This window comes from Leptospira hartskeerlii (assembly GCF_002811475.1).
Taxonomy (GTDB): domain Bacteria; phylum Spirochaetota; class Leptospiria; order Leptospirales; family Leptospiraceae; genus Leptospira_B; species Leptospira_B hartskeerlii.
This window is the reverse complement of the sequence record NZ_NPDL01000001.1, coordinates 317,824-336,521: the sequence shown is the minus strand read 5'-3', so window position 1 is coordinate 336,521 and position 18,698 is coordinate 317,824. Positions and strand designations below refer to the sequence as shown.

Below are 18,698 nucleotides of genomic sequence, written 5' to 3'. Positions count from 1 at the left end.
CTATAATCCACTTTCGGTGGAAGTTTCCGAACCTGGAACACGGCTCTTAGGTAAGCCGAAGTTGGATTCGTATTCGCTTCGTTTGGTGGATTTTTCCGTTAAAATTACGATATCAATTCTTCGATTGAATGCTTTTGCTTCAGGACTCCCTTGGTTTTCTACAACCAGAGGTCTATAAGATCCGAAACTCACCGCTTGGAACCAACTCGGATCCAACTTTCCTACTCCCACAACATAATCAGTGGAGTTGATCGCTCTCGCTCCTGCAAGGTCCCAGTTGTTTAAGTAAGTTCTTTCTTCCCTGTTTGGATTGGCACCAGGCAGTACAGCATCAGCGTCGCAGTGACCTTCTACCCTTACAAATCTTTCGAGTCCTTTGATGAGTCCGCTGGCTTTCTTTAATGTGCTCTTGATCGGTTCTTGTAAAATTGCGGAGCCTGGATTAAAATAATCGGCTCCTACTAAGCTGATCACAAGACCTCTTTCGTCTTCCGTTACTCTCACTTTCCCTGCTTCTATCTCAGGTTTAAATAACTCTGTAGCGGTTTTCTTGGATTTAGAAAGCGCCTTCCCTGTAGTCATGGAAGGAAGACTTTCTATATTCATTCCCATCTCTTCCAATTTTCCTTTGGAAAGAGTTTGGCCACCGTCAAAAAATCCGGTAGTGGTCTTGAACGCAGATAGAATGATCTGCATCTCTATCGCATTCGTTTTACCCGTACGGTATAACATAATGAAGAAGCAAAGAAGAAGTGTAACCATGTCTCCATAAGTAAGCATGTACTCTGGAATATTTTGGATACATTCTGGACATTTCTGTTTTGCCATATTCTTCTTCCGAAATAAATCTTAATCGTTTTCGTCTTTTAAGACGCCGCGTTCGCCAGGTGGCAGATAACTTGCGAGCTTGTCTTTTACGATACGAGGGTTATCTCCCGATTGAATGGAGAGTGTACCTTCTATCATGATCTGTCTTACTAAGAGTTCGTCTTCGGATTTACGTATGAGTTTTTTCATAATAGGGATAGCGATCATGTTGGCTCCCATAGATCCGTACAATGTGGTAATCAAAGCGGCCGCCATCCCTGTTCCGATCGCACTCGCGTCTCCGGATCCAAGGTTCTTTAACATCTGAACGAGTCCAATCAGAGTTCCGATCATCCCGAATGCCGGAGCAAGTGCTCCCCAGTTTTCCCACCAAGCTTTTCCGGCACTGTGCCTGGAAGCAATATTACTCATTTCGGTTTCCATAATATTCCGAACGAGTTCAGGGTCGGTTCCGTCGACTACAAGGGTAATTCCCTTTCTTAAAAATTCTTCAGGTAATTCGTTCACGTCGTCTTCCAACGCGAGTAGACCCTCTCTTCTCGCTTTCTCCGAGAAGGAAACTAAAGTTTTAATGAGTCCGATTAGATCGCTTTTCTCTTCTCTGAAAGCCTTACGAGTTACCTTGCCCAATTCCAAGGTATTTTGCCAAGGGACCGCCATCACAGTACAAGCGGTCGCTCCTCCGAATGTGATCAATACGGAAGGTACGTCCACGATATCGATCGGGTTCAAACCGGCGGAAAGAATCCCGAAAGCGAATACAACGACTGCAGAGCCGAAACCTATGATTGTAGCTATATCCATTGTAGTTTAATCTGCCCTCTTAAATTGATCCGGCGCGGAACCCAAAGGAAACACCAGCACTCGTTTCTTGAACTCCAAAATTTTTTCGATCACTTCGGGTATACTTTCTTGAACCACATATTTTCTATCGTTAGACAAAGTGATCGTAGTATCCGGATTAGCCTCGATACATTCTATATGAGAGGCATTTAGAACGAATTCATTACCTTTTAATCTATGCAAAGTAATCAAATGCCCCTCCTTTTTCCAGAGTTCTTGTTTATAGTCTCGACCGTCTTTTGGATTTGGATGATGAATTTTTCCTCTGTAAAACGGTTTACCGAGGTCTGAAAGTCCTTAGATTTCCATTCTTTTCGGTCCGATTCCTGTAGCGCGGAGTTCAATGCCTCCACTGTTTGCTCCCGGAAGAATAGCCCGGTCTTTCCAGAAACCACTGTTTCCAAAGCTCCACCTTTTGCATAAGCCAGAACAGGAGTACAATACCCCTGAGCCTCTACTGGCGCGATCCCGAAATCTTCCATTCCGGGAAAAATGAATGTCTTCGCCTTGGCCATATACTCTTGCACTTCATTCCTTGGTCTATGCGGTAAGATCTCCACATTGGGTGGAAGATCTTTTATAAGTTTTTTATATTCTTGCCCGCTTCCTAAAATTTTGAGTGGCCTACCATTCTTTCTATATGCTTCTATCGCCAAGTCGATCCGTTTATAAGGAGCGAATGCGGAAACGATTAGGTCGAAGTTTTCCTTCTTCTCCGCTTTGACCTTAAAGCCTGTAGGCAAACAAGGAGGATATACTACCTTGGAATTTCTTCTATAAAATTTTTGGATCCTTCTGGAAACAAACTCAGAGTTGCATAAGAAAGAATCCACTCTGTTGGAAGAAACAGAATCCCAGTTGCGAAGATAATTAGAAACAAGTTGGAATGCGAAAAATTTAAAACCACTTCTTGCAGGAAAATAATCATAATACAGATCCCAAACATATCTCATGGGAGAATGTACATAGCTAATATGGATCGAATCAGGATCCGGGATTATACCTTTCGCAACGCAATGAGAAGAAGATACTATCAGATCATATCCTCTTAGGTCCAAGGACTCTATCGCAGTAGGAAATAAAGGAAGATACCAGCGGTATTTGGATTTGAAAGGAAGCCTATCTGTGAATGCTGTTATGATCTTTCTATTTTCTATTCTTTCGTTTAACTTTCCTTTTTCATAAAAAAGGGTAAATAGGTCCGCATCCGGAAATACTTTCAGGATAGAATCGAGAACGATCTCTCCTCCTCTCATTCCATTCAGCCAATCATGGATCACTGCGACTTTCATAGATACTAGGATCGGCAGAGTAGCTTAGTTTGTCCCCGCCTTTTACTATCGGAGTTATAGTTTGTTTAGATAGAAATCGCTGGAAATCCCACCGATGATAGTGGTCCTGCGATACAAATTGATGGAGAAAGGGATAGGAGCGCTTCTTTCTATCTTGCGATATCCTTCGACATATCTTCTTGCATCGTCCCCTAAAATTCTCATATCGGTCAATGTCTCAGCCAGATTATCGTATGTATCCGGATCGTTTATAAACCTTGGAACGGAACCATTACTACTTTTAAGTTTGTAAGAAATCTCTTCCAAGTTTGCAAACATCAAATTGATATCTTGTTTGTTCTCACGGATCACGCCTGTGGATGCCGCAAAAAAGTCGTCATAGTATCTGGCAGAAGGAGCAAAGTCCGGACGAAAACCCTCCTCTTCCTTGTATGTCGGTTTGAAGAATGATTGCTTGGAATCTTCTTCTGCGTTTCCGGGATTGATATCTATAGTTCGTCCGGCAAGAACTGTAGCAGTTCTAAAACTGATATCGTAATTTGAATACAATGTGATCGGCTCTGCAAGACGGATAGTGATCTCTACCGCCTTGGTCCTATTCTTATCTAAAAATCTTTTGTCCGGAACTTCTTCAATCCCGACCACATCCACATCACGAACGATTCCCCTCGCCAATCCTAAAATGCTGACTGGAGTTCCAGGGCGTATACCTTGGGACTTAGGATAATAAATTTTTAAAGTATAAGGATAATCTTCTTCGGAACCAGATCGCTCGATCACTGATTGATATAAGAGTACGAAAAAAGCACAAAAGAAAACGAAACCTAGATGAATGGGAGAAGGGATCGGAAATTTCATACTTTCTTCTATTAGAAACTTCGGCCTTGGATTCGGATCAACTAAATCCCATTAAATCAAAAATAGATGGGCGAAATTTTGAAGAATTTCCCGATAATTCTAAGGGAAAGGAAGAAAAAACCTGGCCCAAACGCCTATGAGACATAATATAATTGACTTTTTGAAAGAATCCGTTCAAAAAAGAACGAGTTGGTGGCTTCTGGCCTTCCTCTTTCTAATGGCGAGTACTTTAGGCTGGGGATTTAGGAGAGGGACCCTTCCCCAGGAGTTGAATAAACTCATACTGACAGGACACGAAACTCTTAGAACGGAAGAAATAGTTCAGATCATGGGTATCCAACCGGGAACCTCTTTCGAAAATTACGACCTCGGCCAAATGGAACACCGACTTACCTCACATCCCAGAATCAAATCCGCACACTTGGAAAAAAAAACGGACGATCAATTGCTGGTGGAGATCACCGAAAGAAAGCCGAATTATCTTGTGAACTCTGACGGTCATCTTTTCGAGATTGATTCCGACCTAAAGATCCTTTCCATGGATGATGTTAGAAGCCGAGGACTCACTGTTCTTTCCGGAACATTTCCAAGAGAAAAAGGAGAAGTAGTCGGCGCTGCATTCAAAGACCTTCATACTTCCGTGGAAAATGCATTTCGTTCTTATCCAGCATTAAAGACTCGCATCTCAGAAGTTTCCTTGCATGAAGACGGAGAAATTTTTGTCTACGCAGACACTCCTCTTTCGGTTCGTGTACAAGTTGGGACCTTATTCCAAACGGAACAGGTCAGAAAGTTATACGCTGTATTAGCATATCTTGAAAAAGAAAAAGTCCGCCCCAAACTCGTGGACATACGAGGAGAAGACGCGGTCTACCATTAAGAATATGGAATCTTCTGAAAGAATCATAGTCTCTCTGGATCTGGGATCAGCACTTACAAAAGTGGTGGTAGGACGTCCTATCTCCGAATACGAAACTGAAATTATCGGAACCGGAATGTTCCCTTCTTCCGGGATCAAAAACGGATCCATTATCAATATAGAAGCTACCACTCGCTCCATCATAGAAGCAGTGAGCGAGGCTGAACTTATGTGTGGGCAAGAGATTGGTTATGTCGTTGTGAATGTAACCGGCAAATCAGTTCGCGCAGACAATTCCAAGGGAGTGGTCGCAATCACTAATAGAGATAGAGTCGTAACCGAGCCTGATATAGTGAGAGTGATAGAAGCTGCGCAAGCAGTTCGTGTTCCCGCTGACCAAGAAATTTTACATGTTCTTTCCAAAGAATTCTCTGTAGACGATCAAACTTCCATCAAAGATCCGATCGGAATGACCGGAGTTCGTTTAGAAGCAGAAGTACATATAGTCACAGCAGGTCTAACAGCACTTCATAATTTAGAAAAATGTATTGAAGCGGCCGGTTTAGCAGAAGAGACAAGAGTTCTTTCTAGTTTAGCTTCTTCCGATGCAGTTTTAACTTCTGGCGAAAAAGATTTAGGAACTGCAGTGTTAGATATTGGCGCAGGTATCTGCGATCTGATCGTTTATGTGGACGGAGGGATCGCTTATTCTTCCGTTATTCCATTCGGTGGATATAATGTTACTTCCGATCTTTCTATCGGTTTAAAAACTACCATCGAAACTGCTGAGCTTGTGAAAAAAAGATTCGGTCATTGTTCTATAGAAGAAATAGATCCAACCGAAACAGTAGAAATCCCGCCGATCAGCGGAAGACCTGCGAGAACAGTTCTCCGAGAAGAACTAGTTCATGTAATCGAGCCTCGTATGAGGGAAATTTTCGAAATGGTGGATGCGGAACTCGTTAAGTCCGGAAAAAAATCCTTCTTAGCAGGAGGCTTGATCCTTACTGGCGGAGGAAGTCTTTTAGAAGGAATAGAAAGTTTGGCAGAAGACGTATTTCGTCTAACGGTAACTCGTGCAAGACCGGCAGGACTTTCCGGACTTTCGGATAGAGTTTCTTCTCCTGAATTCGCTACCGCAGTCGGACTTATCAAATACGCCTCCAGATTAGGGGACATGGAAAGAAAATCCCAAGACAGAAGCGAGACTTGGGGCAAAAAAATTCGGAGATGGATAGAGGAAAACCTCTAGGGGAGTGAACCATGTTACGTTTCGAAGAAGAAGAAAGATCAAACCCTGCTATTATTAAAGTTTTAGGGATCGGCGGCGGCGGAATGAACGCAGTCGCGAGAATGGCGAATTCCAGCCTAAGAGGCGTGGAATACGTTATTATGAATACCGACGAACAGGTATTAAAACGTTCCGAGATAGAAAGTAAGATCGCATTAGGTTCCAAAACTACAAGAGGAATGGGCGCAGGAGGAGATCCTGAACTAGGCGCAAGAGCCGCAGAAGAAGACAGAGAAAAAATCGCATCCGTGATCCACGGCGCGGACATGGTCTTTGTAACTGCTGGAATGGGAGGCGGAACTGGAACAGGTGCAGCACCTATCGTTGCCAAGATCGCAAAGGAACAGAAATGTTTAGTAGTTGGAGTAGTCACTATTCCTTTTTCTTTTGAAGGAAAAAGAAGAATGGAACTCGCCAAAAGAGGCGTAGAACAACTTCGCTCTTACGTAGATACATTAATTTTAGTTAATAATGAATCCATCTTTCAAGTAGTAGAAAGAGATACTCCGATCGACCAAGCATTCAGAGTAATAGATGATATTCTTTTGAACGCAGTCAGAGGGATCAGCGATATCGTAAACAATCCAGGTATCATCAATGTGGACTTTGCAGATGTAAAGGCGATCATGAGAGATACAGGTGACGCAGTCATGGGAGTAGGAGAAGGTTATGGAGAAAACAAAGTCTCCGAAGCCGTAAACTTTGCGATCGATAACGCTTTATTAGATTCTCGATCTATCGCTGGAGCAACTTCTCTTTTAATCAATGTCACAGGCGGAACTGATCTTACTATTTCAGATTGGAATGAAGTATCTCAGATCATCACTTCTCAAGTGGATCCTAATGCAAACATCATCATCGGTTTAACTGAAGATGCAGATCTTGAAAAAAGAATTCGTATCACAGTGATCGCAACCGGTTTTAACAAAAGAGCCGCGGGCATAGGATCAGTTCCTAAATTGCAATCCCAACCTCAAAGAAAAGTGGTAGGACTTCCTGAAATAGAAGAGCCTCGTCAGAATTTCAAGACCGAACCGGAAAGGATCAGTAATGACCCGGAAGCATATAGAGCACTTAAATCCAAAAATCCTTCCGGAAATTTGAAAGAGGACTATGATATTCCTGCTTTCTTAAGAAGAGGAGAAAAAGGGAGAGGTTAATTTACTTTTCTTCGGTTGCCTCTTCTTGTATCGGAGGAGGCGCCATCAATTCTTTTAACTCTTTCAGATAATCGTCTTCTGGCCCACCTAAACGGATTGCTTCATCATAAAATTGGATGGCCTTTTGGTAATCCCCTTCTGAAAAATAATAAGTAGCTAAATTTGCTTTGGCCGCCCAGGATTTACCCTTTGCCTTTAGATCCGCTTTTTCCCAAGAGATCTTAGCTCTCTGAAAATTCGGATTTTCTCCAGTGATCTCTTCGTATCCTTCCAAAAGTAATGCTTCTACTTCAGGATTTTCATCTTCTGTAAATATAGAAATATCTTCGGATTCAACTTTAGGAGAAAGCTTTCTTTGTATTTCGGAGATGGACTCGTCTAACGCAGTTGAAAGAGAAGGAAGTATACTAGGACAACTAACGTCCCCTACTCCATTATATATTATAGAAGGTTTACTAAGGACAGTTTTCATCATTTCCCCGGAATCTATCCGGATCAAATTTGCTTCTATTGGAATATAGACTTTTCGGACGCCTGTTGGCTTTACAATCGGATCACTTACGAGAGAAGCAGCAGCTCTACTATATTGCCGGTTCCTTTCCTTCCCTGCGGCAGCTACTTTAAGAATTGCCATCCCAAGCGCAAGATAATCCATTTTAGCTTCTACATAACATTGAGACTCCGGTTGTTTGACTGAAACATATAAGATTGCATCCGCATCCAATACTTCTCCGATCTTCTTTCTGTTCTTTTGTATCCCTTCCAAAGAAAGGTCTTTTTCCTCCAAAACATCCGGTCTGTCTTTCAGATCCAAAATTTTAAAATAAGAATCTTTCGAAAAACTTTCATAAATTTTTCCCGGGACCATCAGTATAAAAGAGCGATTGCTTTCATGGCTCCATATTTCCGAGTTCATAGGTTCTAACGCAAATGCAACAGTCCTTACTCCGTGTAAGAATTGTTTTAAATCCCTTCCTTCCTTTGTAGCAGGATACTTAGGATATTCTACGGTTACGGATTGGCAGGTTATAAAAACTGCGAACAAGCAGAACAGAAAGACTAACGTGAACCGCATATCGAATCGGACCCTTTCTCCGTAAATTTTAGATCCCGCTTTTCGCAGTTTCTTTTGTGGAATTTGCAGGTAGGAGTTCCAACAAAATCAAATGAGGCCTTGCACCGAATCGAATTCTTGGTGCCACATGACCTTCTGCCCCTAAACCTCTACTGACTATAATATCAGTATTTTTGTAAGCATTCAAGCCCCCGGCAGCAATATGACGAGGAACTTTGGAAAGAGTTAAGATTGGTCCAAAAAACGGAACCTGGACCTGACCTCCATGAGTATGCCCCGCCAGAACAAGATCCACCTTTTCATTCGGTTGGTGCAAAACAGAATCAGGATAATGACTGATCAGAATGGAATAAATATCCTCAGGGATCTCTCTTCTCAAACTCCAGATCAAAGTTTTGTTCCGATAATCAGGTAAACCTAATCCGATCAAACCGATCTTATTTTTTCCGACCTGAAGTACTTTCGATTTTCGATCCCAAAGGACTGATCCGCTCTTCTTGGAAAAATCAGTATAACGTAAGATATGATCCACGTCACCGGTAACAAAAAAGAATCCATTATTACTTTTAAATTCCTTCAGATAAGAAGTTACGATCGGATATATGGAAGCATGATTCATCACGTCTCCCGTAAACAAGATCAGGTCAGGTTGAAAACGATTTGCCTCTTCTCTAACTTCTAAATGTAAATCTCTTATATCATCCGTTTGTAGATCAGAGATATGTACAATTTTAATGGGAGAAACGATCTTATCCGATCGGATCTGTATACGTTCCACGTCCAAAAAATTCGGCTCCCAAACTTCGGAGTAAAATTTGATACAAACCAAAAAGATAGAACCGAATAAGAAAAAAGTCCTTTTAGAAAATACAAAATGAACTAAACCTATCAGAGGCAGAGCGATCGTCAGAACGGTCCAAGCAATCCTAACGCGAATAAAAGAACTCACGTCCAAAAAGAAAGGAATAGTGGACGCAAGAGCAAGATAGATCAATACAAGAATTAGAATTCTTTTATAAAAAGAAAGATCCCATTCTTTGGAGAATACAAACTTTCTTTTATTGCCCAAAGACACAAAGAGAAAGAGGATAAAAGTAATAATTACTATAACATCGATTATGAAATTAGATTTAGAATATGCATTCAAATAAAAATTCATGCTTGGATCTTCTTCTTTCCATTCCAAAATTCTGCAGCTACAGCGCTAATTAAATACATTACAGTTCCATACATAAGAACAGTAAGTAACGTTTCACTTTGTTTGAGATGAAGTTCTGCAAGAAGAAGTGCCAAAGATAAACTTCTGATCCCGGAAACCATGGACAAAGAAGCTCTAACTTCTTGTGTGGAATGAAACAAAAAAATCCCAGGAAGAAGAGAAAGCCCTACAGCAATAGCAGCACCGATCCATGCAATCCAACCTAGACTTAGAGCATATTCTCCATATTGAAAGATCAAAAATAAGATCGATAAAACCAGACAGAAAGTGCTGAATCTTTCCACCCAAGGAGCAATCGGATCGAAGAATTTAGGGAAGAAATATTTACTCAGAAGTCCGAGAAGCAAAGGTAACCCTTGTAAGAAGGTTCCGATTAAAAAAAGTTTTAGGAAAAGATCGAAATTAAATCCCGAACCACCTTGGTAGATAGAGAAGATCAAAGGAGTCAAAACAGTATTCGCGCCGTTCAATAATGCGATTAGCATCCCGCCCAATGCAGGATTTCCTTTTGCTCTTAAAACAAACAATCCTCCCGACGCGCCTCCAGGAGAAGCAGCACAAAGAAAAATTGCAGCGAATGCAAGCTCGGATACTCCTAAAAGTTTTCCCGTAAAAAATACGGAAACAGGAAGTATCCCAAAATTCCAAAAGAATGCGAACACAAGGATCGGAATAAATTTAGACCAGGAGCCTAATTCTTTTTTTTCTATCCTCAGCCCCAAGCCGTACATGGAGGAAAGGGAAAGAAGAATAAGTACGATCCGTATTAACATTTTCTAATTTTCGGAAAGACTTTTCTTAAGGAAACTTCTCTCTTTGATCGTTTGAGAAATAAAACTCGAGATCGCAAAGAAAAAAGCAAATCCAAGGAAAAAGTAAGGTGCGATAGAAACTTGGTCTTTAGGAATATTGTTCTGCACCAGCATTCCATAAAATACTACTACGAACAAAGCAGCAGGAACGGTGAGCACAGATCCTGTATTAATGAATAATTTATACTTGATAGACCCATTCTCCGTCTTTTTCGCATAACCGAAAGACCATAACCAGTTTCTATGTTTTGCTAGTTGAGAAGCGTTTTGGAAAAGAAGTTTGTCTCCTTCCTTCTGAACAGCATATCCTGCTTTTCCGAATTGAGAAGAAGCGGAGTTTATATCCGACTTCAATTCTCCCGATAAAATAGCAGGGAAGAAGGAGCCGAAATATTTTTGCGAAAAAGTTTCCTTTTGTTTTCTATCCCAGAGAGAAAGAGTAAATACCGAAATGAAAATCAGGAGAGGAAGTACGTTTAAAATTATAGTGATCATCTTTGTTTTATGCCGCTGTTAGAATAATCGGTCCAAGCTCAGTAACTACTACTGAATGTTCGAACTGAGCAGTAAAGGAACCGTCAGGAGTTTTTAAAGTCCATCCATCCGATTGTTCTACAAAGTCTTCCGCTCCTGTCGAAACAAAAGTTTCTACTGCGATTACCTGTCCCGATTTTAGAATTCGTTTATCCCTTGGTTCATAATAATTACAAATATCGAATGGTTCTTCATGAAGAGATTTGCCAACTCCATGTCCGCATAAGGTACGGATCACTTTGTATCCGTTCTTCTTAGCTGTATTCTCGATCGTTCTTCCGATTGAATTCAGTTTTTCTCCGGTCTTTACGCCCGAAAGAGCAAGCTTCAATGCATCAGAAGAAACGTCTAAAAGTTTGCTTAAACCTTTATCATCTTTTCCAACAATCAAAGTAAAACCTGTATCCGCAAAATAACCGTTCAGCTCTAAAGAAACATCCAGATTTAGAAGGTCCCCTTCCTGCAAGATACGGTCGCTTGGAATTCCATGAGCGATCTCAGTATTCAAACTAATACAAGTGTATCCTGGAAATTTATACATGAGTTGAGGAGCGCTTCTGGCCCCGAACTTAGAAAAATAAGAATGCGCAATACGATCTAATTCTTTAGTACTGATCCCTGGTTTAGCTGCTTCTCTCATCTTGACCAAGGTCTCTGCTGTGATCTTGCCGATCCTTTGTAATGCTTCCAGATCTTCTTTATTACGAACCGTCATAAATATTAGTTCTACAGAAAGAAACTAGGTGGCAAACGATAAATGTAGGAATTCCAACAAGAACCGAAAGAATCTTAAAGCTTCTGTTTCACTTCCCGGAAAGTATAAAGAAGTTCGGAAGAGATCTGATCACAAGTTTGCAAATATTTTTCCAGAGGATTTTCTGAATCATCCGCTGATTTAGGATCTTCAAAAGGAAGAGAGATCCTTGCTTCCGCTCCAGGAACATAAGGACAGGATTCGTCCGCTTGCGAACAAACTAAAACTGCAATAAACTCCGAGGCAGGATTCGGTGCGTCTTGGAATTTTTTAGAATAAGCGATCAAAGCAGGAGTTCCATCCGCCCACCAAATAGAATATTTAGGATTACGAGGAGGCCCTTGATTCTCCAAACGAAATCCGCAATTTTCTAAAGCGCTCACCGCATTTGGATGTAACTCTGTGATGCTCGTTCCGCCTGAAAAAGATTTAACTCCTGGGAAATCGAAATAGTGAGGAATACAAGCTGCAAATGCCTGAGCGATCTGGCTCCTTCTCGAATTATGAGTACATATGAAAACTAAGTTCGCTTTTTGTTTGGTCTCAAAAGATTGAAGAATAAAATCCGCAAAAGAAGAAAGCACCGCCTTTCTTTCCTTGGGGATCTTATCGATCAAAGAAAGTTTCGCATCCAAATATGTTTTTAAAGGTTGGAATAAAGGAGACATTCCGGGAACTTTAAGTTCTTTTTACAAAGGAGCAAGCTAGATTTTTTAGGTTTTGAAAGGCTTTGACAGATTTCAGATCATCATGGATCTATTGCGAAATCGAAAAAGGAAGCTAAATGAAAACGAACAACACTCAAAAAACGGTTTTAGTCACCGGAGGATCTTCCGGGATAGGCAAAGAACTTTCTATCTTATTATACAAACAAGGTTGTAATGTATTAGTAGTCAGCATTTCCAAAGAAGAATTAAAACTTCTTCACAAAGAATGCAAAGAGATCAACTCTTCCGGAAAATTAGAAACATTGGAAGCGGATCTAACACAAACGGAAAGTGTTCCCAAAATTTTAAAATGGATCTCTAAATTAAACTTAGAAGTAGATGTCTTAGTTAATAATGCAGGGTTCGGACTTTGGGGAAAATCTTGGGAGCTTTCTCCAGAAAAAGTGAACTCTATGCTCCTGTTAAACATAAATGCAGTTACCAGACTTTCTAACGAATTTTCCAAAAGGATGATAAAACGTAAGAACGGTTTTATATTGAATGTTGCATCCACTGCTTCTTTGCAGCCTCTTTCTCATATGGCAGCTTATGCGGCAAGCAAGGCCTATGTGGTTAGTTTTTCAGAAGCACTTGCAGCAGAAGTTGCCCCATACGGGATCAAAATTGGGATCTTATATCCAGGGACGACTAAGACAAATTTCCTATCAGTCGCAGGAATTCATAAAGAAAACAGAAAAGGAGGCTTAGGAAATCTTGCTTATTCCATTGCAATGGATCCGAAAGATGTGGCAAAAGTCGCATTCAATACAATCCAAAATGAAACCAAAAGATCTGTCCCAGGATTAATGAATAAGGCACATTATTATTCTACGAAAATATTTCCTTCTTGGATCGTCAAAAGAATAGCGGATCGGATCTTTAAAAAAGAATAATTTAAACTTTTACGTTCACTCCGTAAAATTCGAGAGCATTCGAATATAATACTTTTTGCAATAACTCTCCTTCGAATGTATCCGTAACTAAATGTAGATCCTCCTCCGTAAAAGGAGCGGGAGAACGAGTAGAAGGAAGATCGGTGCCAAACATCAAAGCGTCGGGATTAATCTCAGCAATTTCGACCAAAGCGGATCTTATATCCATATTGGTCCTGCCAAATCCAGTGGCCTTTACTCTCACACCTTTCTCTACCAATCTCAAAATAGTGGAAAATCCTTCTTTAGATAATCCTAAATGGTCTATGGAAACTTTAGGTAAGGATAACAATACTTCTTCTAAAAATTCGTCTATCTCTTTGGCATCTATATATAATTCCACATGCCAACTGGCTATATCGTAGACTTGAGCACCCATTTCCTTAATCTTAGAAATTTCCTCAGAACCTCCTCTTCTTACATTAAATCGAACCGCTCTCACCCCCGATTTGTGAAGGGATAAAATTTCGGAATCCTTAGTATTTGCGGGAAGTTGGGTCACACCTACATAATTTTTTCCTAATACGGAAAGTGCATCCAGTAAATAAGTTTGATCGAAAGCCTGGAAAGAACCGGAAACGACTGCTCCACCTTTGATCCTAAGCCAATCTGCCTGCTTATTATAATCAGAAACCGTAAAAGGTTCCGGCAAAAAGCCATGGTTGGGCACCAAAGGAAATCTTGGATCAATGATATGAAAATGAGAGTCGAAGATCCGCATCTTCGTAGTATAACATTTACGGAATATGAGTCAAGAGAATGTGGACAGGAAATTAATTTCCTTAAAAGGTAAAAGCCCTATTCCGCTCTATAACGAAACACCCTGGTTCCAGCAAAAAGATCGTGTAATGCGGTCCTTTTGTGAGAAAAGAAGATATAAAGCACTGAAATCCCATAATAGATAATCGAATCCCAAAAGGTGAAATTATCTAAAGGGTTCCATTTGTTCAAGATCCTATGAACACCGGCCAAAGGTAAACCCTCCATCTCCGCCTGATGTTCCATAAATATCCTGGAATCATATACCGCACTCATGATCGTTACTAAAGATAATCCAAACTCAGGCAAGGTCCTGATAAAAGATCGAACCCATCCTAAACGTCCTTTTCCTAAATCTGTAACGATTATCCCGGCAAATGCCTTACCAAGGGTCCTGCCATATAACGCATGCATTACGAATCTATACCCGATATAAAGCAAAGAATGTAAGGCCGTATAAAAGGGAAACAACTCATATACTATTTTATTATGGTAATAAAAAACCATGATTTGAGGGACCAAAATAGGACAAAGGATCAAAAAATCCAAAAACTGAGCATACAACCTTCTGCTCAAACTCGCGTATGCCAAATGCCTTTCTGTAGTATTAATTTTCTCGAATATACTCTTCATCTGTAAGTAATTATAGGATATTTCTAAAATGAAAAACGAACCATCTGAGTTCTTTGCCACTTTCGCAAAGATAGAAACCGTCTTTATGAGTTACAACATCGGGATCTTTGGAAATTTCCGCCCAAAATCCTTTGGAACAAGGCACCCACCAGTCCGGTTTGCAATTTCCTTGGTCAAAATTTTCAGGCCAGTCGCTTGGATAAGAATCGAATCTACGATTTAAACCAGGGTGGTTTTTAAATCGGTCCAGAATTATTTTCCTAAACTCTGAGTTTTCTACTTTGTATTTGGAGAAAACCAGCCAGGACTCTCTAAATCCGCAACGTTTGATAAAATAATCGGAGACACCGTTAGGAACACCGATAATCCCGAACTTCTCCGCCTGTGCCTGTGTTAGGCCCTTAAATTCAAAACGATCGGTAAAGACCGAAATATCCGATCTGTTCCGAAAGAAAGAATATAGAAAAATCCCTAAGACGATAAGAATAACTGCTGCGCCGCACGTTAGTAAAATCTTGAAAGTGGGATATTTCGCCATTTTTTTCGCCGGGATCGGATCGGCCGAATCTTAACGGTAGAATATGGAAACCAAAAGTAAGGAATCAAGGAGAATTTAGAAAAGCAAACTTATACACTACTGCAATTCTGAAACGTACTCATTCCGATATAAACCTCTCAGTATATCGGAATAAAATCTGGGATCTCTTTTACCCTTTTTATCCAAGAAATTATGTTTGGAAAATCGTTCAGAGGAAAATGACCTTCTTCCGCCACATGTGTATATGCAAAGAGAGAAATATCTGCAATGCTTGGTTCTTCGGAACCGAAGAATCCATTTTTAGCAAGATGGTCGTCCATGATCCGAAGAGCGTCCAATCCCTTGGGGAGATTCGCGGAAATTCTGGGATCATCTTTTTTATTCTGCAGCCTTATAAGACTTCGATTTACAGCAATATAAGGCTCATGGCTATATTGTTCAAAGAACATCCATTGCAATATTCTAGATTGAATTAAAAGTTCATTTGGGAAGAAGCTGGTCCCATTCGCTAAGAAGTATAAGATCGCGTTGGATTCGGAAAGAAATTCTCCCGAATCCAATTCCAAAACTGGAACTTTACCTACCGGGTTTTTAACAAGAAATTCCTGAGTCTTAGTTTCGCCATTTCTGATGTTGATCTCGATCCATTCATAAGGTTTTTTCAATACATGTAATAACAGTTTAACTTTATAACAATTCCCGGAAACTGAAGTACCGTAAACTTTCATGTTAACTCACTCACCTAAGCGACTTAATATGTAACAAATCTGAACGTTAAGCGGATATCTGCAATGAAAAACTAATTTATTTCATTTTGGGTCTTTAGCTGAAATCTGGTCATCATCCTTCCATTGGCCTTCGAAAATCAGATTTCCTTCGGAGTCAGTCAATCTACCGAAGCCGTTCCTCTTATTTAATTTCCACTCCCCTTCGTAAACAGCGCCATCGGCGTATTTATAAATTCCTTTTCCTTCTTTATTACCCCGGTCCCAATCCCCATCGTAAGACTCCGCTCCGGCGAGCACAAGTTTACCTTTACCATGAGCTAAACCATTTTGAAAACTGCCATCATAACGGTAAGATCCGGACATGATCTTAGTGCCGGTCCCGTTTTTGCAATCACCGGAAATACAACTAGGAGAAAAAAAGTAATACGCGAAGAATAGAAGAACAGGGATCAACAGGATAGGATAAAAGTTTTTATTCATTATTTTCAGAAACCGATTCAAATCCTAAAATTCCATATTATGGAAAAATAAACTAATGAAATTTCGGACTCAATCTTCTGATTTGGAAAATTCTTTAAAATTTCTTTTACGAACGATCGAATTCAATCTTTTCAATAATCTTTTCAGATCGTCCTCTCCCATGGCTTCCGTAACCGCGGCCTGTGCCTCTTCCCAGATCGGGTAAGCGATCCTCAAAGCCTCTAAACCTTTTTGAGTTAAGATCACTTTCCTTGCTCTTTTATTTTCGGAAGGAACATCCGCAACATATCCTAACTCTTCCAAAGGAGTCAGATTACGGATCAAAGTAGTTCTATCTAAAACGAGAAGGTCAGCTAACTCAGCAAGCCCAAGGCCGTCCGTCGCGCCAAGAGTATGCAATAAACTGAATCTTTGAGAAGTAAGACCGGCCTTTTCCAATTCTCTATCATAAAATTGAGTGACTGCTCTAGAAGCTCTGCGCAGATTAAAGTTCACACAACTTAAACCTGCGCTAAGCATATCAGCTTTGCTCGGAAATTTTTCGGACTTCCGAGCCGTAATGTTTTGAGACTTCTTGGACATAGGATCAAAAAGACTATTCAGTCTTGGGAATATTTTCCCTCCGATACTTGTTTTCGCAACTGTTTTACCCTGTCTTCAAAAGAACCTTCTTCCAAACCGGGTTCATCAAATATGAAACTCCCTAAAAAAGACATCATCTCTTGATCATGACGAACAGGACGTCCCTTTTGAAGATCGATAAAGGAAAACTGAGCTCTCAAAACTGCCTTCAAACGATTACCTTCCTTATCTAAGAGTAGATATTCATTATGGATCGTCGCCGGAGTCAGCTTGATCAATCGAGTCACAATTTTCACCACATCATTCTGTTTGACAGGTTCCAAATATTGGGTCTCCACCTTGCTCACCACCCAGGACTTACCTGAGCTGGAACCATATTCATAAAAATCGAAATTAGCAGTCTCCCTCAACTGCTCAGAGCGAGCCTCCAAAAAGTAATCCATATATCTTGCATTATTTAAATGACCGAAAGGATCACAATCCTGGAAACGGATCCTGGCAAAACTATGAGGGGAAAGCGCCGGTTTATCAATCGTCAATTCCATACCGAATCTCCTAAGAGCAATAATGTGTATTTACATGTATGTAATTACACATGTGTAAATACAGGAGTTAGACTTCTCCAAATCTTAGTCAAGGCAAAAAACGGCGCTTTTCTTGTTGGAATTCCGACAAGAATCTATAAATTTTGGGCTTGGCCGCGTCCTCGCTTTGCTCGGACCGGGCTCTCACCTCCGGTCAAAAAATCGCATCCGCGATTTTTGTGACCCCGGCTCGATCCCTCGCGGGTTGTAAATGAAAATTCGGTTGTTGGAGCTCCTACAACTGGTGGTGTAAAATTTGTTTGCGAGAAATGGAATTCCGTGATATGGAAAATGCGAGTTTTCCCACGAGCCACTCCCCCCAATCCCAACGCAGGGCGGGGGCCGCCCTTAACCCATGTAGGAACTCCTACAAAAGATCAGAAATCAATCTTAGAAAACTCAGTCCAACTTCGAAGGCAGAAGATCCAGCAAATCAGACCAGCGCTTTTTATCATCAAGACCGATCTTACTTCTTCTATCATATCGAATATTATAAATTCCGAATTCTCCTCTGTATAACTTAGAAACCTGAGAAGAAGGGGATTGCTTACCACAGCCGGAATGTTCCCAGAAATAAGAAATTTTTCCCGACCTCTCCGATTCTAAGCTCCACAGAACATTCGGACATTCCTTCTTCTTACCTGACTCTAATAAGGAATAAATTTCGGAAGGAGAAGACGCTCTAACTTTGTAAACATGAATAGAGAGCATTTCGTTCCAAAATAATAGAGACTCAGACTTAGGGACATATTGTAATAATGCTTGGTCCATTCTATCCACATCGGATACCAGTCTCCATTCTCTCCCATCCAAACGAATGGACTCCCCTTCTGCATCTATTGAAAGATCTTTTCTGAATTGTCTCTTATCGGATTCATGGATGGAAATCTCCGTTTGCAAATGTGTGAGTTGTCCATTATCGTTTTTCAATGCGATTTGGATCCATTTGTGAGTTGTCCCGATCTTTCGGATCCACTCCTTGTTTTCGGGAACTTCTACCTTAAATTTTACGAGGAGTGATCCAACCGGAAGTGGCCCTTCCTGTTGAAATAATAAAATATTCGAAGAATTTTCACGTAACTCAAATCCTTGCAAGCTCGCTAAAGATGGATTTTTTACCGCTCCCTTTAAAACCATCTCTATCTTTCTCGGCTCCGTTTTGTAAAACACCTTTTCTATCTTGAACCAATCGTTTTCCGTTTTCTTTTTTCGGCCCATGTCCGGAAAACA

General features: G+C 40.6%; 23 protein-coding genes. 4 read left to right on the top strand and 19 right to left on the bottom strand.

Translation table 11 applies throughout. The features are described 5' to 3' along the window. Genes motB through CH352_RS01555 form a run of 5 tightly spaced genes read right to left on the bottom strand, consistent with a single transcriptional unit; the run spans window position 1 to window position 3,821 of the window. Window positions 1-828, bottom strand: a complete 828-nt coding sequence (gene motB / locus CH352_RS01575; RefSeq protein ID WP_100706475.1) for a flagellar motor protein MotB — start codon at window positions 826-828, stop codon at window positions 1-3. A gap of 21 nt (window positions 829-849) precedes the next feature. After that, the gene (locus tag CH352_RS01570) at window positions 850-1,632 is read right to left on the bottom strand and encodes a motility protein A (protein ID WP_100706476.1); all 783 of its coding nucleotides are present in this window, start codon (window positions 1,630-1,632) and stop codon (window positions 850-852) included. A 6-nt stretch (window positions 1,633-1,638) separates the two neighbouring features. Beyond that, window positions 1,639-1,863: a flagellar FlbD family protein gene (locus CH352_RS01565; protein ID WP_100706477.1), complete on the bottom strand. Its 225-nt coding sequence runs from the start codon at window positions 1,861-1,863 to the stop codon at window positions 1,639-1,641. After that, window positions 1,860-2,963 (bottom strand): glycosyltransferase, encoded by a 1,104-nt coding sequence (locus tag CH352_RS01560; RefSeq protein WP_165780166.1) that lies wholly within the window; start codon window positions 2,961-2,963, stop codon window positions 1,860-1,862. Before CH352_RS01560 ends, CH352_RS01565 begins: the two co-directional genes overlap by 4 nt. A gap of 54 nt (window positions 2,964-3,017) precedes the next feature. Then, on the bottom strand, window positions 3,018-3,821 hold the full coding sequence (locus CH352_RS01555) for an MlaD family protein (protein WP_100706479.1): 804 nt from the start codon (window positions 3,819-3,821) through the stop codon (window positions 3,018-3,020). A gap of 136 nt (window positions 3,822-3,957) precedes the next feature. Between CH352_RS01555 and CH352_RS01550 the strand changes: the two genes are divergently transcribed. From CH352_RS01550 to ftsZ, 3 genes are read left to right on the top strand one after another with little or no spacing between them, the layout of a single operon-like run. Beyond that, window positions 3,958-4,701, top strand: a complete 744-nt coding sequence (locus tag CH352_RS01550) for a cell division protein FtsQ/DivIB (protein WP_100706480.1) — start codon at window positions 3,958-3,960, stop codon at window positions 4,699-4,701. 4 nt (window positions 4,702-4,705) lie between these two features. After that, complete coding sequence (ftsA, locus tag CH352_RS01545) at window positions 4,706-5,932, top strand: cell division protein FtsA (RefSeq protein ID WP_100706481.1); 1,227 nt, start codon at window positions 4,706-4,708, stop codon at window positions 5,930-5,932. Between the two features lie 11 nt (window positions 5,933-5,943). After that, entirely contained in the window at window positions 5,944-7,131 is a 1,188-nt protein-coding gene (gene ftsZ, locus CH352_RS01540; protein ID WP_100706482.1) for a cell division protein FtsZ, read from the top strand. A gap of 1 nt (window position 7,132) precedes the next feature. Here ftsZ and CH352_RS01535 read toward each other — a convergent pair whose 3' ends face one another. From CH352_RS01535 to CH352_RS01510, 6 genes are all read right to left on the bottom strand, one after another. Then, the gene (locus CH352_RS01535) at window positions 7,133-8,206 is read right to left on the bottom strand and encodes a lipoprotein LipL41 (protein ID WP_100706483.1); all 1,074 of its coding nucleotides are present in this window, start codon (window positions 8,204-8,206) and stop codon (window positions 7,133-7,135) included. 28 nt (window positions 8,207-8,234) lie between these two features. Further along, window positions 8,235-9,365, bottom strand: coding sequence for a metallophosphoesterase (locus CH352_RS01530; RefSeq protein WP_100706484.1), 1,131 nt, complete (start codon window positions 9,363-9,365; stop codon window positions 8,235-8,237). After that, window positions 9,362-10,198 carry a bile acid:sodium symporter gene (locus CH352_RS01525; RefSeq protein WP_100706485.1) on the bottom strand — a complete coding sequence of 279 codons (837 nt, stop codon included), beginning with the start codon at window positions 10,196-10,198 and terminating at the stop codon, window positions 9,362-9,364. Before CH352_RS01525 ends, CH352_RS01530 begins: the two co-directional genes overlap by 4 nt. A 3-nt stretch (window positions 10,199-10,201) precedes the next feature. Further along, window positions 10,202-10,732, bottom strand: a complete 531-nt coding sequence (locus CH352_RS01520) for a hypothetical protein (protein WP_100706486.1) — start codon at window positions 10,730-10,732, stop codon at window positions 10,202-10,204. 7 nt (window positions 10,733-10,739) lie between these two features. Then, window positions 10,740-11,486 (bottom strand): type I methionyl aminopeptidase, encoded by a 747-nt coding sequence (gene map, locus CH352_RS01515; RefSeq protein WP_100706487.1) that lies wholly within the window; start codon window positions 11,484-11,486, stop codon window positions 10,740-10,742. A 74-nt stretch (window positions 11,487-11,560) separates the two neighbouring features. Then, complete coding sequence (locus CH352_RS01510; RefSeq protein ID WP_100706488.1) at window positions 11,561-12,193, bottom strand: low molecular weight phosphatase family protein; 633 nt, start codon at window positions 12,191-12,193, stop codon at window positions 11,561-11,563. Between the two features lie 116 nt (window positions 12,194-12,309). On the opposite strand from CH352_RS01510, the gene CH352_RS01505 reads away from it, so the two are divergent. Beyond that, a complete protein-coding gene (locus CH352_RS01505) occupies window positions 12,310-13,125 on the top strand; it encodes an SDR family NAD(P)-dependent oxidoreductase (RefSeq protein WP_100706489.1) in 816 nt (271 codons plus the stop codon). 1 nt (window position 13,126) lies between these two features. On the opposite strand, the gene CH352_RS01500 is transcribed toward CH352_RS01505, so the two are convergent. The 8 genes from CH352_RS01500 to CH352_RS01465 form a co-directional block, all read right to left on the bottom strand. Then, window positions 13,127-13,885 carry an amidohydrolase family protein gene (locus tag CH352_RS01500; RefSeq protein ID WP_100706490.1) on the bottom strand — a complete coding sequence of 253 codons (759 nt, stop codon included), beginning with the start codon at window positions 13,883-13,885 and terminating at the stop codon, window positions 13,127-13,129. 77 nt (window positions 13,886-13,962) lie between these two features. Further along, window positions 13,963-14,514: an RDD family protein gene (locus CH352_RS01495; protein ID WP_243396287.1), complete on the bottom strand. Its 552-nt coding sequence runs from the start codon at window positions 14,512-14,514 to the stop codon at window positions 13,963-13,965. Window positions 14,515-14,566: 52 nt separating this feature from the next. Then, entirely contained in the window at window positions 14,567-15,094 is a 528-nt protein-coding gene (locus CH352_RS01490) for a hypothetical protein (protein WP_100706492.1), read from the bottom strand. A gap of 137 nt (window positions 15,095-15,231) precedes the next feature. Continuing rightward, entirely contained in the window at window positions 15,232-15,822 is a 591-nt protein-coding gene (locus CH352_RS01485; protein WP_100706493.1) for a glutathione S-transferase family protein, read from the bottom strand. An 81-nt stretch (window positions 15,823-15,903) separates the two neighbouring features. Then, window positions 15,904-16,302: an MORN repeat-containing protein gene (locus CH352_RS01480; RefSeq protein ID WP_100706494.1), complete on the bottom strand. Its 399-nt coding sequence runs from the start codon at window positions 16,300-16,302 to the stop codon at window positions 15,904-15,906. A 69-nt stretch (window positions 16,303-16,371) separates the two neighbouring features. Beyond that, window positions 16,372-16,821 (bottom strand): MarR family winged helix-turn-helix transcriptional regulator, encoded by a 450-nt coding sequence (locus CH352_RS01475; RefSeq protein ID WP_243396289.1) that lies wholly within the window; start codon window positions 16,819-16,821, stop codon window positions 16,372-16,374. A gap of 80 nt (window positions 16,822-16,901) precedes the next feature. Next, window positions 16,902-17,429 carry an acyl-CoA thioesterase gene (locus CH352_RS01470; RefSeq protein ID WP_100706496.1) on the bottom strand — a complete coding sequence of 176 codons (528 nt, stop codon included), beginning with the start codon at window positions 17,427-17,429 and terminating at the stop codon, window positions 16,902-16,904. Between the two features lie 438 nt (window positions 17,430-17,867). Continuing rightward, the gene (locus CH352_RS01465) at window positions 17,868-18,686 is read right to left on the bottom strand and encodes a hypothetical protein (protein ID WP_243396291.1); all 819 of its coding nucleotides are present in this window, start codon (window positions 18,684-18,686) and stop codon (window positions 17,868-17,870) included. Window positions 18,687-18,698: the final 12 nt, after the last annotated feature.

What these genes read in the sequence shown, in the direction of transcription:
- CH352_RS01500 (WP_100706490.1), bottom strand. Translation starts at nt 13,885, where the DNA reads ATGCGGATCTTCGACTCTCATTTTCATATCATTGATCCAAGATTTCCT.
- CH352_RS01480 (WP_100706494.1), bottom strand. Translation starts at nt 16,302, where the DNA reads ATGAATAAAAACTTTTATCCTATCCTGTTGATCCCTGTTCTTCTATTC.
- CH352_RS01475 (WP_243396289.1), bottom strand. Translation starts at nt 16,821, where the DNA reads ATGCTTAGCGCAGGTTTAAGTTGTGTGAACTTTAATCTGCGCAGAGCT.
- CH352_RS01570 (WP_100706476.1), bottom strand. Translation starts at nt 1,632, where the DNA reads ATGGATATAGCTACAATCATAGGTTTCGGCTCTGCAGTCGTTGTATTC.
- CH352_RS01555 (WP_100706479.1), bottom strand. Translation starts at nt 3,821, where the DNA reads ATGAAATTTCCGATCCCTTCTCCCATTCATCTAGGTTTCGTTTTCTTT.
- CH352_RS01490 (WP_100706492.1), bottom strand. Translation starts at nt 15,094, where the DNA reads ATGGCGAAATATCCCACTTTCAAGATTTTACTAACGTGCGGCGCAGCA.
- CH352_RS01510 (WP_100706488.1), bottom strand. Translation starts at nt 12,193, where the DNA reads ATGTCTCCTTTATTCCAACCTTTAAAAACATATTTGGATGCGAAACTT.
- CH352_RS01485 (WP_100706493.1), bottom strand. Translation starts at nt 15,822, where the DNA reads ATGAAAGTTTACGGTACTTCAGTTTCCGGGAATTGTTATAAAGTTAAA.
- ftsZ (WP_100706482.1), top strand. Translation starts at nt 5,944, where the DNA reads ATGTTACGTTTCGAAGAAGAAGAAAGATCAAACCCTGCTATTATTAAA.
- map (WP_100706487.1), bottom strand. Translation starts at nt 11,486, where the DNA reads ATGACGGTTCGTAATAAAGAAGATCTGGAAGCATTACAAAGGATCGGC.
- CH352_RS01525 (WP_100706485.1), bottom strand. Translation starts at nt 10,198, where the DNA reads ATGTTAATACGGATCGTACTTATTCTTCTTTCCCTTTCCTCCATGTAC.
- CH352_RS01470 (WP_100706496.1), bottom strand. Translation starts at nt 17,429, where the DNA reads ATGGAATTGACGATTGATAAACCGGCGCTTTCCCCTCATAGTTTTGCC.
- motB (WP_100706475.1), bottom strand. Translation starts at nt 828, where the DNA reads ATGGCAAAACAGAAATGTCCAGAATGTATCCAAAATATTCCAGAGTAC.
- CH352_RS01465 (WP_243396291.1), bottom strand. Translation starts at nt 18,686, where the DNA reads ATGGGCCGAAAAAAGAAAACGGAAAACGATTGGTTCAAGATAGAAAAG.
- CH352_RS01560 (WP_165780166.1), bottom strand. Translation starts at nt 2,963, where the DNA reads ATGAAAGTCGCAGTGATCCATGATTGGCTGAATGGAATGAGAGGAGGA.
- CH352_RS01550 (WP_100706480.1), top strand. Translation starts at nt 3,958, where the DNA reads ATGAGACATAATATAATTGACTTTTTGAAAGAATCCGTTCAAAAAAGA.
- CH352_RS01535 (WP_100706483.1), bottom strand. Translation starts at nt 8,206, where the DNA reads ATGCGGTTCACGTTAGTCTTTCTGTTCTGCTTGTTCGCAGTTTTTATA.
- CH352_RS01505 (WP_100706489.1), top strand. Translation starts at nt 12,310, where the DNA reads ATGAAAACGAACAACACTCAAAAAACGGTTTTAGTCACCGGAGGATCT.
- CH352_RS01520 (WP_100706486.1), bottom strand. Translation starts at nt 10,732, where the DNA reads ATGATCACTATAATTTTAAACGTACTTCCTCTCCTGATTTTCATTTCG.
- CH352_RS01530 (WP_100706484.1), bottom strand. Translation starts at nt 9,365, where the DNA reads ATGAATTTTTATTTGAATGCATATTCTAAATCTAATTTCATAATCGAT.
- ftsA (WP_100706481.1), top strand. Translation starts at nt 4,706, where the DNA reads ATGGAATCTTCTGAAAGAATCATAGTCTCTCTGGATCTGGGATCAGCA.